18 protein-coding genes are annotated in these 15,765 nt (G+C 39.7%); 3 read left to right on the forward strand and 15 right to left on the reverse strand.

Annotation, left to right across the window (positions count from 1 at the left end; translation table 11 throughout):
- Positions 1-88: 88 nt before the first annotated feature.
- The 10 genes from HMPREF1504_RS09105 to ylxM form a co-directional block, all read right to left on the reverse strand.
- A complete protein-coding gene (locus tag HMPREF1504_RS09105) occupies positions 89-1,396 on the reverse strand; it encodes a glutathionylspermidine synthase family protein (RefSeq protein WP_038125196.1) in 1,308 nt (435 codons plus the stop codon).
- A gap of 14 nt (positions 1,397-1,410) precedes the next feature.
- Positions 1,411-1,983, reverse strand: a complete 573-nt coding sequence (locus HMPREF1504_RS09110; RefSeq protein ID WP_038125197.1) for a hypothetical protein — start codon at positions 1,981-1,983, stop codon at positions 1,411-1,413.
- A gap of 44 nt (positions 1,984-2,027) precedes the next feature.
- On the reverse strand, positions 2,028-3,074 hold the full coding sequence (locus tag HMPREF1504_RS09115) for a DUF4178 domain-containing protein (RefSeq protein ID WP_038125198.1): 1,047 nt from the start codon (positions 3,072-3,074) through the stop codon (positions 2,028-2,030).
- Complete coding sequence (gene trmD / locus HMPREF1504_RS09120; protein ID WP_038125199.1) at positions 3,071-3,886, reverse strand: tRNA (guanosine(37)-N1)-methyltransferase TrmD; 816 nt, start codon at positions 3,884-3,886, stop codon at positions 3,071-3,073. Before trmD ends, HMPREF1504_RS09115 begins: the two co-directional genes overlap by 4 nt.
- A 114-nt stretch (positions 3,887-4,000) precedes the next feature.
- Positions 4,001-4,498: a ribosome maturation factor RimM gene (gene rimM, locus HMPREF1504_RS09125; protein WP_038125200.1), complete on the reverse strand. Its 498-nt coding sequence runs from the start codon at positions 4,496-4,498 to the stop codon at positions 4,001-4,003.
- Positions 4,498-4,905, reverse strand: a complete 408-nt coding sequence (locus HMPREF1504_RS09130) for a YlqD family protein (protein WP_005377933.1) — start codon at positions 4,903-4,905, stop codon at positions 4,498-4,500. Before HMPREF1504_RS09130 ends, rimM begins: the two co-directional genes overlap by 1 nt.
- Positions 4,906-4,920: 15 nt before the next feature.
- The gene (locus HMPREF1504_RS09135) at positions 4,921-5,148 is read right to left on the reverse strand and encodes a KH domain-containing protein (protein WP_004695567.1); all 228 of its coding nucleotides are present in this window, start codon (positions 5,146-5,148) and stop codon (positions 4,921-4,923) included.
- 21 nt (positions 5,149-5,169) lie between these two features.
- Complete coding sequence (gene rpsP, locus HMPREF1504_RS09140; RefSeq protein ID WP_005377914.1) at positions 5,170-5,433, reverse strand: 30S ribosomal protein S16; 264 nt, start codon at positions 5,431-5,433, stop codon at positions 5,170-5,172.
- Between the two features lie 58 nt (positions 5,434-5,491).
- Positions 5,492-6,844: a signal recognition particle protein gene (gene ffh / locus HMPREF1504_RS09145; protein ID WP_005381771.1), complete on the reverse strand. Its 1,353-nt coding sequence runs from the start codon at positions 6,842-6,844 to the stop codon at positions 5,492-5,494.
- Position 6,845: 1 nt separating this feature from the next.
- Positions 6,846-7,169: a YlxM family DNA-binding protein gene (ylxM, locus tag HMPREF1504_RS09150; protein ID WP_005377912.1), complete on the reverse strand. Its 324-nt coding sequence runs from the start codon at positions 7,167-7,169 to the stop codon at positions 6,846-6,848.
- A gap of 189 nt (positions 7,170-7,358) precedes the next feature.
- On the opposite strand from ylxM, the gene HMPREF1504_RS09155 reads away from it, so the two are divergent.
- Positions 7,359-8,684, forward strand: coding sequence for an FAD-containing oxidoreductase (locus tag HMPREF1504_RS09155; protein ID WP_038125201.1), 1,326 nt, complete (start codon positions 7,359-7,361; stop codon positions 8,682-8,684).
- Between the two features lie 129 nt (positions 8,685-8,813).
- Here HMPREF1504_RS09155 and HMPREF1504_RS09160 read toward each other — a convergent pair whose 3' ends face one another.
- Positions 8,814-9,341 carry an ECF transporter S component gene (locus tag HMPREF1504_RS09160; protein WP_005383003.1) on the reverse strand — a complete coding sequence of 176 codons (528 nt, stop codon included), beginning with the start codon at positions 9,339-9,341 and terminating at the stop codon, positions 8,814-8,816.
- Positions 9,342-9,492: 151 nt separating this feature from the next.
- The gene (locus tag HMPREF1504_RS09165) at positions 9,493-11,667 is read right to left on the reverse strand and encodes a cation-translocating P-type ATPase (protein ID WP_038125202.1); all 2,175 of its coding nucleotides are present in this window, start codon (positions 11,665-11,667) and stop codon (positions 9,493-9,495) included.
- A gap of 339 nt (positions 11,668-12,006) precedes the next feature.
- Here HMPREF1504_RS09165 and HMPREF1504_RS09170 point away from each other — a divergent pair, with 339 nt between their 5' ends.
- Positions 12,007-12,657 carry a YigZ family protein gene (locus HMPREF1504_RS09170; RefSeq protein ID WP_038125203.1) on the forward strand — a complete coding sequence of 217 codons (651 nt, stop codon included), beginning with the start codon at positions 12,007-12,009 and terminating at the stop codon, positions 12,655-12,657.
- Between the two features lie 28 nt (positions 12,658-12,685).
- Here HMPREF1504_RS09170 and HMPREF1504_RS09175 read toward each other — a convergent pair whose 3' ends face one another.
- Positions 12,686-12,874 carry a hypothetical protein gene (locus HMPREF1504_RS09175; RefSeq protein ID WP_005377902.1) on the reverse strand — a complete coding sequence of 63 codons (189 nt, stop codon included), beginning with the start codon at positions 12,872-12,874 and terminating at the stop codon, positions 12,686-12,688.
- Between the two features lie 190 nt (positions 12,875-13,064).
- Here HMPREF1504_RS09175 and HMPREF1504_RS09180 point away from each other — a divergent pair, with 190 nt between their 5' ends.
- Complete coding sequence (locus tag HMPREF1504_RS09180) at positions 13,065-13,955, forward strand: LysR family transcriptional regulator (protein WP_005381802.1); 891 nt, start codon at positions 13,065-13,067, stop codon at positions 13,953-13,955.
- A gap of 89 nt (positions 13,956-14,044) precedes the next feature.
- On the opposite strand, the gene HMPREF1504_RS09185 is transcribed toward HMPREF1504_RS09180, so the two are convergent.
- Positions 14,045-14,995 carry a dihydroorotate dehydrogenase gene (locus HMPREF1504_RS09185; RefSeq protein WP_038125204.1) on the reverse strand — a complete coding sequence of 317 codons (951 nt, stop codon included), beginning with the start codon at positions 14,993-14,995 and terminating at the stop codon, positions 14,045-14,047.
- Complete coding sequence (locus HMPREF1504_RS09190; protein WP_038125205.1) at positions 14,995-15,762, reverse strand: dihydroorotate dehydrogenase electron transfer subunit; 768 nt, start codon at positions 15,760-15,762, stop codon at positions 14,995-14,997. The genes HMPREF1504_RS09185 and HMPREF1504_RS09190 overlap by 1 nt, the downstream gene beginning before the upstream one ends.
- Between the last annotated feature and the right edge of the window lie 3 nt (positions 15,763-15,765).

Genomic DNA, 15,765 nt, shown 5'->3' on the forward strand with positions numbered 1-15,765 from the left:
GTAGACATAACCACAACTGCTGCGAAGTACACCTATTATCCTTCGTTTAACCATACTCTATATGGTCAAAAATTACATAGTATTTCTCTTACTCTATTAGTAATGGTACAAAGTATGCTTCTGTACCAGCTATCTCCTCTGGGGAAAAACGACACCCTACCGCGGAGGCTTGATCGCCAAGCATAAAACAGGATAAGGTTAAAAATCCATCTTTCACTCCACAATCCACTGTATGAGTAAAACGTTTCTGCTGTATAAAGTCTTGATACATAACCTTTTTACTGTCACGACAAACGATATCGTCATAGTTATCAACTAGCTTTTCCATGTAAAGCTCAGATGTATCACCACGCTTTTGAACAACTTGTACATGCCTTCCTTCACGGCCCCAAATTTCCTTTTGAATATAAAGGCCATCATCAAGAGCTGAAAAATCATTTTCAAAATAGGATGGTGCCAAATAACGCTCGATGATATCTCGATCCGGTTTCGTATAAAATTGATCTGTTAAATACAACGCATACACTAAAGACATAAAGGATTTATTTTGTAGAATAATGGACTCTGGCGGATTAAAAAGAGCAAATGTATCATCCTCGTACAAATCTAAGAACATTTCACCCAAAGGTTCGCCATCTAGTGTTTGTTCATCAATCAAAAGTTCCATGGGATGCAATCGATACAATAGAGTCGCATGACTACCATCTTCTAAAGGAATGCCCTCATCATCAATCTTCATATCATAAAAGGATATGAATCGCGTATCTGCCTCAGGACAGGCTGTTTTTAATTCCCTCATAAGGAATTGTGTTGTACCGTAGTCTTCAAAATAATCATGAAAACAAGAGAATACAAAGGGATTCTTAGGTAGGCTCTCTCTATTTACCCGCATAGATTCATATTGGTTTCTACCATACTTAGCAGATAAAACAGCGTCATACATGCGCTTTAAAAATGTATGTAATTCATTTCGGCATTCTATATTAGGATGTTTTCGTCCTACATAATTAGCTGCCACTTCATTGGCATAATAGCTTTCAATAAGAAAACATGGCGTATCTGCATTAAGTTCTACCATCTGCAAATTGCCATTTACATCGAGAACAAAATCAAAGCGTGATAACCACGTCGGTAACCCTAAGGCATTCGACTTATGTAAATAAGGAATTAAATTATCTGGCATATCCATATTTCGAGCAAAGTCATCTGGTGCCATTTGAAATACTTTTGCAGCTTTACAAAATATTTGAAATAATCTACGTGAAGCATGGCGAATTTCATCGTAAAAGTCGGATGAAAAGGCCTGCATAGACAAGGAAGGATACCGATCATCATACCCTTCATATTCTACGAAATTAAATATGTTTCTATCAAGCTCATCAATATAGGATTTCATTGTTCATCCTTTCATTAAGAGGCACCGCTCGAAGTTCGAGCCCCTACACTACCAAAGCCATACTTTTCACCAATTCTATGTGCTCGATTACTTGTTTTAGTATTGTAACGATTTCTAGTCATTTCATTAATAGTTCTAGCCACTCTTGCACTATTAGATTTACTAGCGCCTGTACTTGCATCAAAAGGTGTAAGAGGTGATGTAGCGCGATAGGTCATACTAGGTGCATCCATATATGCCGTTGGAGCTGAAAAGCCATGGAACGCATAGTAACCTACCGCCAAAGTCGGAATCAAACTGGCTAAGCCTGCATCCCATATAATATCACCCTTCTCATCACGATGAAAGGTAACAGATTTTTCTGCATCATCATAGAGTGCCGTTTCTTTTCCATCACCGTGATTAATCAAGGTATAGCTTTTACCTTCATCATCAACGAGCCGTACTTCCCCATTATTCGCTTCTGGTTTGACCACATCACATAGAGCATAACTAATATCATCCCAATAGGAATAAACACCTACAAGAGCTGCTATAGATGTAAAGGCTATGGCTATGTAAACAGTATTCTTACTTGGTTCATACATACAATATTCCTTCGTTTGATTTCGTAACTGAAATCAATACTATCTCAATCTTTTATTATATTTGATAACGTCTTACGTCCCTGCTTATTCTTTAATTCCACCATATACGCATATCGTAACAATATTTCACTGTCATTTCTAATAGTCGCTATACGTGTATTCTCCGAATCTGACAAGTTTTTTAATTGCCCCACTTCAACATACGTAGTGCCATTAACCACACTAATAACAGATACCTCTTTAGTCGTATAAATGACAATCCATCGCTCAGAGGACTTAGTATCTTGTTTAATGGTATAAACCTTGCCATACACAGCATCGATAAGATCGATAGCCGTTGCATTAGGATCTTGCTTTGACGTATATACCATCAAACCGTCTTTCGTGCCTTGCGGTTCATAATAATAGGAATCTTTAATGCGCTCTTCCATGGTATATGGGAATCCTACTTCATCACGCAGTTCATGCCAAGTCATATCTCCTATAAACAAATATCCCAAAAAAAATAAAATGATTCCCCAACTCAGACCCAATCGTGTCCATTCTTTTCTGCGCGCTGCATTACGAATCTTTTTACTCACTGCTTGAGCAGCCTGATCTCGCCGTCGATGTACATCAGACAAACGAATCCGCTCACCTTGAGCCTGATCCGTCAAACCACCATGCCAGTCCTCAATAAAGAATACATAGGTCTTATCATTTTTAATCGTTCTATATTCTTTATAATCGGCCTTATCACCGCTTCTAGCTTTACTTTCGCCCTTAACAGACATGACGCGTTGTAAGCCTTTATCGTACATTTTATATCCTTTAGGCGGCGTTGAACGTAAAATAGTCTCTGAAAAGGTACAATAGTCTTTTTCCCCATTTACAATGGTGAGCCATTTTTTATCTTCACCATCCACTGGCATAAGACCATATTCGGTCCAATTCTTAGCCCCTTTATGAGTACCTAATTCATTATTATACATTTCATCATTAAGAGTATAATTCACTGTCTTTTCTATGATGAATTCTTGATAGGAGATAACTTCAGTAACTACGTATCGCTTTCCCTGAATCTCTACAACATCATAACATTTAAAATTCATAGCCTAGACTCTTCTTCAACAATTGCTTTTAAAAGTTTAATTTCCTCTTTTGTTAATGGTCGTTCCAACAAATCAGGACGCAACAATCGTGTCCGTTTTAGTGCTTCCTTTTGACGCCATGTGGCAATATTTTTATGATGACCACTGCGTAAAACATCCGGTACAGTCCACCCTCTGAATTCTGGAGGCTTTGTATATTGCGGACATTCTAAAAGGGGCTCATAAAATGAATCCTCTTGAGCCCCACTAGCAGCCCCTAATACGCCAGGAATCATACGAGCCACCGCATCAGCTACGACCATAGCAGGTAACTCGCCACCTGTTAACACATAGTCACCAATGGAAATGGTTTCATCTACTAGATGCTCCTCTACACGATAGTCAACACCTTCATAATGGCCACATACGAGAATCAGTTGATCATAAGTTGCTAGTTCTCTAGCCTTCTCCTGTGTGAAAGGTTGACCCGTAGGACCCATAAATACAATGCGACGACGTATACTTTCACTAGGATTACCAATGAGGCTCATCTCATCACACATCTCATCCGTTTCATAGTTGCCATTAATAGCACTATCATAGTTAGAGGCAACAGATTCTACGGCCTCAAAAATAGGAGGCGCCATCATGAGCATACCGGCCCCACCACCATACGGTGTATCATCCACTTGTCCATGTTTATTATGACTAAAATCGCGCGGATTCGTCACAGCCATATCTAGCCGTCCCGCCTCTATGGCTCGTTTTATGATGGAATGACTAAAGAAGGCATCAAAAAACTCTGGAAACAAGGATATAATATCTATTTTCACAACAGGCCTCCCCCGAATACACTTATTATTATCATATATCTATATATAGCTATCTTATAATTAATTCTATCATAAGACACCTATAAATAGATATAAAAAAACCGCCTAAATGGATTATACCCACTCAGGCGGATCAACGATCATCATGCGTTTGTCCATATCGATGTCAATGATAACATCATCAATGGCTGCAAACAATTGATCTGGTTCCCCTTCTTTGGAAACCACATATACATCATTAGCTCCCGGTTGTAATACATCCGTCAATGTACCAAGTACATTGCCCTTTGTATCTTGCACCTCAAGGCCAATCATATCAAAGATATAGTAACGGCCTTCTGGTAATTCTACCAAATCTTCACGACGTACTTGAATCTCTTTCTTAGAGAATAATTCAGCGGTGTTGCGATCAGGAATTTCCTTAAACGAAGCTAATACGAATTGTTTATGAAATCGTGCGGATGCAACGTGGTATTCTTTACCATCGATGTAACAGGCATCCATATGCATGAACCGTTCTGGAAAATCGGTTCTAGGCATAATACGAAGATCACCCCGCACGCCGTGCGGGGCGATGATAACACCTATAGTGATGAAATCGTTAGGCTTCATTATTGACGAAACGCAACGATTTTACCGTCTTCTAATAGGATTTCAGCGCCCATCATGGCATCCAAATTATCCCCGATTTTAACGGTAACTGTTTGCTCTAATGTACCTTGAGGAATTTCAGTCCCCAATGTCAATTCTTGAGCGTCTTTCAATTTAGCTGTTACTTCTTCTTTGAAAGCCAAGCGTTTATTTTTCTCTTCGTCGATTTGTTGACGAATTGCAGTAAGACTTGTCGCATCAACTTTAGCTGCATCAGCTAAAATACGTTGAGCTTGAAACTCAATTGCTTCCAAATCTTTATTCACCATATCAAGGCGAGTTTCAAGATCGGATACAATTTTCGCTTTCAAATCTTCTGTTACTTTTGCTTTTACTGCTACAGGGACACGTAATGTCATTTCTTCCATTGGAACACTCCCCTTTTAGACAATATCAACAGATATCTTTTTGTTCTCTTTAATAGCCGCCGCTTTCACCACAGAGCGAATTGCTTTTGCAATTCGACCTTGTTTTCCGATGACTTTACCCATATCCTCTGGAGCTACATGAAGTTCATAGACCTCAACATTGCCCTTTTGGACCATGGTAACAGAAACGGCATCAGGCTGCTTCACTAATGATTTCGCAATTAATGAAATTAATTCTATCATCACAGTATGCCTCTCTATTAATTACTTTTTAGCGTCTGCAAATTTTTGCATAACGCCTTGTTTTTTGAACAAGGAGCGAACAGTGTCAGTAGGCTGAGCACCTTTAGCTAACCAAGCCAAAGCTTTTTCTTCGTCTACATTAACGATAGCTGGTTGTTTAGTAGCATCATATTGACCAATTGTGTCAACAGGACGACCTTCACGTGGAGCACGTGAGTCAGCAACTACGATACGGTAGAAAGGAGCTTTTTTAGCACCTAAACGGGTCAAACGAATTTTTAACATGTGGGATTCACCTCCTTATAATGATGTGCTGGACAGGTTCAGCGCCCCTGTCCATGTATTACATAAACGGTAATTTTGGCATTCCAGGGAAGCCACCCTTACCGCCACGCAATCCTTGTAAACGCTTCATCATCTTCCGCGCTTCTTCGAATTGTTTTAATAAGCGATTGACGTCTTGTACTTGTGTACCTGACCCCATCGCAATACGCTTACGACGAGAACCATTTAAAATATTTGGATCTTGTCGTTCTGCAGCCGTCATAGATTTGATGATAGCCTCAATGCGACGTACTTCTTTACTATTCAAATCAAGGTCTTTTAATTGATCCTTAATTTGACCCATGCCTGGTAACATGCCAATAATATTTTGCAATGGTCCTAACTTTCTCACCTGATTCATCTGTTTCAAGAAATCATCTAAGGTGAAATTGTTTTTCGCCATTTTTTGCGCCATTTCACGAGCTTCTTCTTCATCAATAGCGCCTTGTACGCTTTCAATAAGAGTTTTGAAATCCCCTAAATCGAGGATACGAGAAGCCATGCGGTCTGGATAGAATACATCGAAACCATCCATTTTTTCGCTTACGCCCGTAAACTTGATTGGCAAACCGGTTACAGCCTTAATGGATAATGCAGCACCACCGCGCGCATCACCATCGAGTTTAGTAAGGATAACACCGTCAACGCCTAATTTTTCATTAAACGTTTGTGCTGTCGTCACCGCGTCCTGACCAATCATAGAGTCTACAACGAGTAGAATTTCATGAGGTCGAACAGCAGCTTTAATGTTGGACAACTCGTCCATGAGAACTTCGTCTATAGCCAAACGACCTGCTGTATCGATGATAACAACATCTTTCAACATATGCGTGCTTTGCTCTACGGCACGACGCGCAATATCTACTGGATTAGCTCCTGGTGTTTCATCAGCAAATACAGGGATATCGATTTGCTTACCTACTACTTGCAATTGCTTAATCGCTGCTGGACGGTATACGTCAGCGGCTACGAGCATTGGATGTTTACCTTGTTTGCGAAGGTATACAGCCAATTTACCAGCCGTAGTCGTTTTACCAGCACCTTGTAAACCAACAAGCATAATAATTGTTGGAGGCTTACTGGAAATCATGATACGGCTTTGCGTACCACCTAGGAGAGCTGTCAACTCATCATTAACGATTTTAATAACCGTTTGAGCTGGGTTCAAGGATCCGAACACCTCTTCACCAAGGGCCTTTTCTTTAATGGATTTAACGAAATCTTTCGCCACCATAAAGTTTACGTCCGCTTCTAAGAGAGCAGTTCGTACCTGACGCAACGCAAGATTGACATCTTCTTCTGTAATTTTGCCCTTACCTTTTAAGGATTTAAAGGCGTCTTGCAGTTTTTCTGACAAACTATCGAATGCCATATTATCCCTCCATTTGCGTCAATAATTGTTGTACCCGCGATTGTGAAAGCACATCCGCTGGCAACGTATCTTTTAATTCACTTATCACTTGCTCTCGTGCCTCATATTGAGCCACCAAGTGTAATTTAGATTCATAGTCATTTAAAATATGACGTGCACGCTGTAAATTATCATGTACAGCTTGCCTAGATACGCCAAGCTCCTCAGCAATTTCTCCAAGGGACATATCATCTTCGTGGTGAAGTTGTAAGGACATGCGTTGCTTATCCGTCAACAATGGCCCATAGAAATCAAGGAGTAAACTGATAAGTACTCGTTCTTCCATTTCGCCACCTCCATCACTGTCAAGTCATATTACTTTACATATACTACAGCATAAAAAAAGATGTGTCAAGTAGAAATACTTAACATCTAAATTATAGAGAATTATTTTCATATTTTACTTTTATATCTACTGTAATATGTTATAATAAACACATCTAATATTTTCAATATAAAAAATAGGAGGTATTGTATGAATACCAAACATTATGATCTTGTCGTCCTAGGTTTCGGCAAAGCCGGTAAAACATTAGCAGCTAAATTGGGCTCCATGGGCAAAGCCGTAGCTATGATTGAAGAAAATCCACTCATGTATGGTGGCACATGTATTAATATCGCATGTATCCCAACTAAAACGATGATTATAGCCGCATCAAAAGGCTTATCTTACGATCAAGTATTAAACCAACGCGAGGTAGTTACATCTCGTTTACGCAATAAAAACTTCGCTATGTTAGATACTAATGAACATGTCGATGTATATACTGGACATGGTGAATTCATTAGTAATAAAGAAATCGCCGTTACAGCTGGGGAAGACAAAATCATCTTATCTAGTGAAACAATTATTATTAACACTGGTGCTGTAGCGATTAAGCCTAACATTGATGGCATCAGCGCAGCAACAGGCTTCTATAACAGCACAGAAATTCAACAATTATCGCCTCAACCAAATACACTAGGTGTTATCGGTGCTGGTCCTATCGGCCTTGAATTTGCCAGCCTATATGCTAAACTAGGTACAAAGGTAACCGTATTTAATATTGAATCTAGCATCTTAAAACGGGAGGAACCGATTGTACAAGAATTAGCTAACGAGTACTTGACTGAGCAAGGTATTACTATTCTTAACGATATAACATTAAACTCTGTATCTAATGATGGCAACAAACCTGTTATTACTGCAAACAGTCAAAACTATACATTTGATGCCGTTTTATATGCTACAGGTCGCAAACCAAATACAGCTAACATCGGTTTAGAAAATACGGATATTACTACTAACGAACGCGGCGCTATCGTAGTGAATGATACATGTGAAAGCTCCGTTCCTGGCGTATATGCAGTAGGCGATGTAAACGGTGGTCCTCAATTTACGTATATTTCTCTCGATGACTTCCGCATTGTATTTGGTGCACTTACAGGAAATGGCCAATACACATTAAAAGATCGCAAAAATATTCCTTACACAACATTTTTAACACCGCCACTGGCTCGTATAGGTCTCACAGAAGAAGATGCTATCAACAAAGGCTATACAGTTAAAACTAAAGAAATGCTCGTAGCCACCATGCCAAGAGCTCATGTAAACGACTATTTAAAAGGTGCTTTTAAAATTGTAGTAAATGCAGATAACGATTTAATCCTCGGTGCTACACTTTATTCTCAAGGTGCTGAAGAGTTGATTAATCTCATTAAAATGGCTATGGATAACAACATTCCATATACATACTTCAAAAATCAAATCTTCACTCATCCTACCATGGCAGAAAACCTAAACGACCTTTGTAACTTTTAATGCCATAAACAAAATCAATAAACAAATGATATAAAATGAAAATAAAAGGGCGTTCATTAGCTTATATATATGCTAATAAGCGCCCTTTTACTATTTAGAGAAATAAGATGCGATTTAAATTATTCTCTATTAGTTTTTTGTAAATAATCTACGTACTACCTTTTGTAGTTTTGGTGTCAATATAATAGCCACCACAATACCTGCAGCACTTGTAATTAAGGAGTATTGAATTTTGCTAGCTGCTACGGCTGCACTTTCAAGAACAAACCACCATGCTAAGAAATAGCCAAATGCAGTCCAAATTGTACCAATAATAAGAGCAATCAAAATGCGTGTAAAGGATGCTGTCGGCTTTGTAATGGATGGTGGCAAGTAACCTGCTGTCATACCACCTACAATAAGACCTGCAATACCTTTAATAAAGAAAGAGAATACAATGTATTGCGTATGTCCACCAAAGAGGTCAAATAATGCAGAACCAATAGCCGCACCTAAACCACCATATAAACCGCCAAAAAGAATGGATGATGTAAATAATGCAGCAGATCCTAAGTGAACCATGGCCCCACCTGGTATTTCAATGCGAATTGTAGTTGCTACTGCACATAAGGCAGCAATAAAGCCAATATAAACAATATCTCGTGTTTTTAATTTCATAGATAGCACCTTTCTTTTAGCTGAATAACTATATTTAGTATAACAAATCTCAATCAGTCTAAAAACACCGATTTCGCAGGAATTAAGTAACAAAGCACCTATACCTTCGTATAGGTGCTTTATAGTATTTGATTATACTCTATGCGTAATCTTAAATTTTAGCTCGTTTTAAACGAAGTGAGTTGCTTACAACAGTAACGGAGCTAAATGCCATCGCAGTACCTGCAATCATAGGATTCAAAGCACCTACAGCAGCCAAAGGAATACCGATACAGTTAAAGATCAATGCCCAGAATAGATTTTGTTTAATATTGGTCATCGTCTTACGGCTAAGACGTACAGCTTGTACCAATGTATGCAAATCATTGCGTACCAAAACGATATCTGCTGCTTCTACGGCGATATCTGTACCACTGCCGATAGCAAAACCGATATCTGCAGTTACAAGAGCTGGAGCATCGTTGATACCATCGCCAACCATACCAACTACAAGGCCTTTATCTTGCAATTCTTTTACCTTGCTAGCCTTATCTTGAGGCAACACTTCAGCAATTACATGAGTAATGCCTGCTTGTTTTGCAATATATTGAGCTGTACGGCGATTATCACCGGTAAGCATCCATACATCGATGCCTTGAGACTGTAGTTCTTTTACAACCTCAATAGTTTCAGGACGCAATTCATCTTCTACAGCCCATAATGCACTGATAACACCATCTACAGCGAGAACAGATACAGATGCACCTTGTTCTTCAAAATGTTGAATATCATCTTGCACCTTAGATAAATCATAACCAAGTTCACTCATCCAGCGGCTATGACCAAGTTGTACAGATACACCTTGGTAAGCACCTTGCAAGCCTTTACCCGGTACATCGCCAAAGCTTTCAAGTTCAACAGCCTTCCCCTTGTAGCCATGATCTTCACCATAATAAACCATAGCCTTAGCAATCGGATGCGATGTGCCGCTTTCAAGAGCCATCATGATGGACATGTTCGTACTTTCATCACCACTATAATTTTTGAAAGCCGTTACATCGAGCACGCCTTGTGTAAGGGTACCTGTTTTATCCATAACGATAGCATCGAGTTTACCAGCTTTTTCAAGATATTCCGCACTCTTGATGAGAACACCATGTTCTGCGCCAAGGCCAGAACCTACCATGATGGATGTCGGTGTAGCAAGGCCAAGCGCACATGGACAAGCGATTACTAGAACAGCGGTCGCATTAATAAGGGCTACATTGATAGAATCGCCTACAATAAAGTACCACACGAGACCAGTTAGTACAGCAAGGCCAATAACAGTTGGTACGAAGTATTGAGCCACAACATCCGCAATACGTTGAATGCTTGCTTTAGATGTTTGAGCTTCCTCTACGACCTTGATAATTTGAGATAACATCGTGTCGCTACCAATGCGCTTCGCTTCCATTGTGAAAGCACCACTTAAATTGATAGTCGCCCCAATAACCTCAGAGCCCACTTGTTTTTCTACAGGTAAGCTTTCACCTGTAAGCATAGCTTCATCAACAGTAGAGTAACCTTCTGTAATAGTACCGTCTACAGGAATCTTTTCACCGGCGCGCACTTGTAATACATCGCCAGCTACCACCTTAGAGGTAGGAATATCTACAAATTCACCATCTCGCAATACATGAGCCGTTGCCGGTTGCAAAGCAATTAGTTTTTGAAGCGCTTCAGACGTACGCCCCTTGGCTACCTCTTCTAACAATTTACCTAGAAGGATAAATGTGATAAGCCATGCAGAGGTTTCAAAGTAAATACCATGAGGACCAAGTTCTGGATGGAACTGCCAATTATAAATACTGAACAAATACGCCACACTCGTACCCATAACAACGAGGACATCCATCGTAAGAGCCCCATTCTTTACGGCACTCCATGCACTCTTATAGAACATGAGACCCGGGCCAAATTGAGCGATAGTGGCTAATACAAATTCAACCCAAACCGGCAACGCTTGAATACCAAAACGATGCAAGGTCATGTTGATCATCATCGGTACCGCCATACAAGCCGCAATAATAAGGCGTGTAATATGTGGTTTTAAATTAACCTTTTCTATTTCCTGTTTCGTTTCATCCGCTTCAGTAGCACCAAAACCGATATTCGTTATGGCATCGATAATTTGTTGTGGTTCTACAGTAGCGCCATCCTTAAACTCTACGCTCCCCTTACGGGTTAGTAGGTTAACCTTTACAGAAGCTACGCCATCCACCTTGGATACGACGTTTTCAACGCGTTTTACACAGGCTGCACAATGCATGCCCGTAATGTCAAACTCTTGTTTTTTTGTACTCATATATAACTTCCTTCGAAACAATTCAAATCAGAGATTCATAAAATATAATAAATACAGTATATTTGTAATATTTATCACATGAGCTAATACTCATATATCTACTATTTATAATAACATAGATTCTCAATTCGTCAATATCCTACTAAAACTAGAGGGTTATTCCTTTTCTGTAAGGGAATTAATAATTGCGATTGTAGCGCTATATATTGTGTAAATAAATATATATATTATTAAACATTATCGCTCATAATCTATACATTACCTTTATAAATAGCTTATAATAAAGTGATGATGATGAATAAATACTATAGTGGTAGAAATAAGAATGGAGGTGAGGAAATGCCAGATACAACTAGCCCTACCGTGGAATTCATATCCATTGCCAAAGAATTCCGCCATGAATATGTAGTGGAGAAATCCAGATTTATCACTACCGTATATCCATGTAGTACCGAAGAGGATGCGCAATCTTTTATCGCCCGTATCAATAAAGAGTTTTGGGATGCTCGGCATAATTGTACGGCCTTCGCATTAGGACCAAAGCAAGAACAACAACGCTCGTCCGATAATGGTGAACCATCGGGCACTGCTGGAAAGCCTATGCTAGAAGTCTTGAAAAAGATAGGTATTACAAATGTAGCCATTGTGGTAACACGCTACTTTGGCGGTATAAAACTAGGGGCTGGTGGATTAATCCGAGCATACTCCCACTCCGTTGCTGAAACATTGCGTCTTGCACCAAAGGAATTGCATACCACAAGAACACAATTACAAGCGATTATTGACTATGCACTATATGGCACAATAGAACGCTATCTACAGGATGCACAACTACATTATGAGGCTACCTTTGGAGAAAAAATAGATCTTACGATTTTAGTGCCATCTATCGATATAGAACGGATACAAAAAGAGCTCCAAGACATGAGTCATGGAGCTGCTACGTGTAATGTATTAGATGCTATCGAAGTGGTATTACCACTAGATTAAGTGTTCAATCAATTCGTACACTAACTAATTAGTTGCCATTATGAACTAAACCAGTAATGCCTTGATTCATTTCATGACGTTTTTCCGTTGTCAATGGATGTGGCCATACGCGTTCTAATTGTTTTTTACGACTAACACCAGCATTATGTGCTGTCATTAATCTACGTGCTTCCCAATTACGAATTGCTTTACTTAATGTTCTTTTTACTACGCCCATAGTAGTACTCACTTTCCTAGTCAATGCAACTATATCAAAAATATTGATGAGATTATTAAAACAACTTTTTATGTGCTTTTATTCTCTTGATGTGTATAGTATATATGACATTTCTTAAAAGGTAAAATAACTATTCCTTTATTAGTTATAAATTTTAATTATTATGATTTGTGTATTAAAGGGGGATTTTATGGACACATCGTATTATCACAATTTTATAACCCTTGTTCAAACAGGAAACATGACACAAGCTGCAGAAATTCTCCACATTACACAACCGGCTTTGAGTAAGCAGCTAAAGTATTTAGAGGCAGAATTTGGAGCTCAACTCATCAATATTAAACGAGGTCAACGAGGTTCCAATTTACAACTTACCGATGCAGGTAAAATTTTTTATGAAAAAGCACAGCAATTATGTTCTATTGAAGAATCCACGTATAATGCAGTACAACAGTTAAATTCACGTATCGAAGGTACGCTGCGCATCGCTACCTCCGCATCCCGTTCCACCCCCATCGTACAACAATATTTGCCGGCATTCTCCATGAAATATCCATCTGTACACTTTGAGATTTACGAAGGACTCATGACCAATGTAGTAAAACAGCTCATCAGTGGCAGTGCAGAAATTGGAATTGCTAATATCCAAATGGTAGATACTGAAAAATTTGATATTCTCTTAACCCAAGAGGAACATCTATACGCATTGTTTAGACGCGATGTGTTTTGGACTGATCGCGAACACGATACCATTACCTGGGATGATATTAAACAATGCCCCCTCTCCTTATCTGGTGGATCTGTAAGAATGATTATGCAATCATCCTTAACAGATATGGAACATCTAAATGTGAGCGCTATTACGACTACCAAAACATCGGCCATTGAATGGGCATCATCCGGTCGTACGGTAGCACTGGTCCCAATGGATGCCAAAGAAATGGTAAATCACCGCAAAATGTCACGCATTAAATTACCTGAATTTTCCGGTGACTACAAAAAAGCATTCATAACCTTAAAAGGTCATGCCCTTTCACCGGTGGCACAACAATTTATAGATTTCTATAAGGCCTACGTATAATACATTTACCAATATTGATACGAAATAATTACATATACACAAAAAAGCAGGAACTGGCATCGCCAATTCCTGCTTTTGTTATAGATCGACTATGATTGATGTACGGCACCAATAATATCAGTAATACTGTTTAGATTATATCGTTCCACATAATCGCCCATTTCACGAGCAATACGAGAAATAGCGGTTGGATCAACCATCGTAGCGGTACCAACTTGTACGGCCTGAGCACCGGCCATCATAAATTCGATAGCATCAGTACCACTCATGATACCACCAAGGCCTATAATAGGAATAGTAACGCCTTTATAGACTTGATGAACCATGCGAAGCGCCACAGGTTTTACTGCTGGACCAGATAGACCGCCATAAATATTACCTAACAATGGTTTACGACGATGGATATCAATAGCCATACCCAACAAGGTGTTGATAAGACTTACCCCATTACCACCACCGGCTTCTACAGCCTTTGCAATTTCCACGATATCTGTTACATTTGGTGAAAGTTTTACAATAACCGGCTTATCGGTTACTTTACGAACCGCTTTAGTTACTTGTTCAACAACCTTTGGGTCTACGCCAAATGCCATACCTTCACTCTCTACATTTGGACATGATACATTGACTTCAAGGCCTGCAATACCATCCACAGATAGTGTTTCTGCCATCCAAGCAAACTCCTCTACTGTACCAGCAGACATATTAGCTAGTAGCGGTACATCATATTTCTTAAGTTCTGGCAAAATATCCGTAACAAAATGTTCTGCTCCAGGATTTTCAAGGCCAATGCAGTTCAATACACCAGATGGCGTCTCTGCAATACGCGGGCCAGGATTACCATGACGACCTTTAGGCGTTAATCCTTTTACAGAGATAGCCCCCACCTCATTGCTAAGATCTAGATATCCAGCGTATTCAGGACCATTTCCAAAGGTACCAGATGCAGCGATAATAGGATTTTTCATCTTAATACCGCAATAATCGATGGCGAGTTTTGGATTTGGTGTAACGGTGTTATTTAAATCGCGTTCACTCATTAAAAGAACACCTCCTCAGCTGGGAATACAGGACCATCTTTACAAACCTTATAGCGCTTACCACCTACGCCATCACAAGCACAGCCTAAACAACCACCTGTACCACAGCCCATCCGTTCTTCTAAGGACACTTGGCAAGGTACATTGAGCTCTTTAGCCACTTGAGCCACACCTTTCATCATCGGTGTAGGGCCACAAGTCATAACGGAAGTGAATGTATTAGAATTAATTAGTTCAGGCATAATAGCTGTTGGGAACCCCTTTGTACCTACACTGCCATCATCTGTTGTGATATGAACCTGTACAGCTGTATCCTTGAACAAATCAGCCCAGAAGGTTTCGCTTTCATTTCTAAAGCCCAAGATAACGTGTGCAGACTCGCCATCTTGTAAATGGGACGCAATACAAAGCATCGGTGCAATACCAACGCCACCGCCAACGAGAAGCATATTCTCAGATGTTACAAATGGTTCGCCCAAGGGACCCAAACAATCTAATGTATCACCAGGCACGAGGCGAGTCATAATATCCGTCCCCTTACCTACGACGCGGTACAAAAGGGTAATCGTACCCTTTTGTACATCAAATCCAGCATAGCTAATAGGGCGACGCAATAATGGCGCCGTAGAGTCCGCTACACGAACATTACAAAACTGACCTACCTTTGCTTCTGCTGCTTGTTTTGGTGCGTGAATATCCATAATCCACACATCAGAGCCTATTTGCTCATTGCGAACGACTTCGCCCTGTTCTACATAGCCACTCATGGT

It is taken from the genome of Veillonella sp. ICM51a (assembly GCF_000524355.1).
Classification (GTDB): domain Bacteria; phylum Bacillota; class Negativicutes; order Veillonellales; family Veillonellaceae; genus Veillonella; species Veillonella atypica.

What these genes read in the sequence shown, in the direction of transcription:
- HMPREF1504_RS09115 (WP_038125198.1), bottom strand. Translation starts at nt 3,074, where the DNA reads ATGAATTTTAAATGTTATGATGTTGTAGAGATTCAGGGAAAGCGATAC.
- HMPREF1504_RS09160 (WP_005383003.1), bottom strand. Translation starts at nt 9,341, where the DNA reads ATGAAATTAAAAACACGAGATATTGTTTATATTGGCTTTATTGCTGCC.
- rimM (WP_038125200.1), bottom strand. Translation starts at nt 4,498, where the DNA reads ATGAAGCCTAACGATTTCATCACTATAGGTGTTATCATCGCCCCGCAC.
- HMPREF1504_RS09130 (WP_005377933.1), bottom strand. Translation starts at nt 4,905, where the DNA reads ATGGAAGAAATGACATTACGTGTCCCTGTAGCAGTAAAAGCAAAAGTA.
- HMPREF1504_RS09105 (WP_038125196.1), bottom strand. Translation starts at nt 1,396, where the DNA reads ATGAAATCCTATATTGATGAGCTTGATAGAAACATATTTAATTTCGTA.
- rpsP (WP_005377914.1), bottom strand. Translation starts at nt 5,433, where the DNA reads ATGTTAAAAATTCGTTTGACCCGTTTAGGTGCTAAAAAAGCTCCTTTC.
- HMPREF1504_RS09185 (WP_038125204.1), bottom strand. Translation starts at nt 14,995, where the DNA reads ATGAGTGAACGCGATTTAAATAACACCGTTACACCAAATCCAAAACTC.
- ffh (WP_005381771.1), bottom strand. Translation starts at nt 6,844, where the DNA reads ATGGCATTCGATAGTTTGTCAGAAAAACTGCAAGACGCCTTTAAATCC.
- HMPREF1504_RS09175 (WP_005377902.1), bottom strand. Translation starts at nt 12,874, where the DNA reads ATGGGCGTAGTAAAAAGAACATTAAGTAAAGCAATTCGTAATTGGGAA.
- HMPREF1504_RS09165 (WP_038125202.1), bottom strand. Translation starts at nt 11,667, where the DNA reads ATGAGTACAAAAAAACAAGAGTTTGACATTACGGGCATGCATTGTGCA.
- HMPREF1504_RS09135 (WP_004695567.1), bottom strand. Translation starts at nt 5,148, where the DNA reads ATGATAGAATTAATTTCATTAATTGCGAAATCATTAGTGAAGCAGCCT.
- HMPREF1504_RS09110 (WP_038125197.1), bottom strand. Translation starts at nt 1,983, where the DNA reads ATGTATGAACCAAGTAAGAATACTGTTTACATAGCCATAGCCTTTACA.
- HMPREF1504_RS09180 (WP_005381802.1), top strand. Translation starts at nt 13,065, where the DNA reads ATGGACACATCGTATTATCACAATTTTATAACCCTTGTTCAAACAGGA.
- ylxM (WP_005377912.1), bottom strand. Translation starts at nt 7,169, where the DNA reads ATGGAAGAACGAGTACTTATCAGTTTACTCCTTGATTTCTATGGGCCA.
- HMPREF1504_RS09170 (WP_038125203.1), top strand. Translation starts at nt 12,007, where the DNA reads ATGCCAGATACAACTAGCCCTACCGTGGAATTCATATCCATTGCCAAA.
- HMPREF1504_RS09190 (WP_038125205.1), bottom strand. Translation starts at nt 15,762, where the DNA reads ATGAGTGGCTATGTAGAACAGGGCGAAGTCGTTCGCAATGAGCAAATA.
- HMPREF1504_RS09155 (WP_038125201.1), top strand. Translation starts at nt 7,359, where the DNA reads ATGAATACCAAACATTATGATCTTGTCGTCCTAGGTTTCGGCAAAGCC.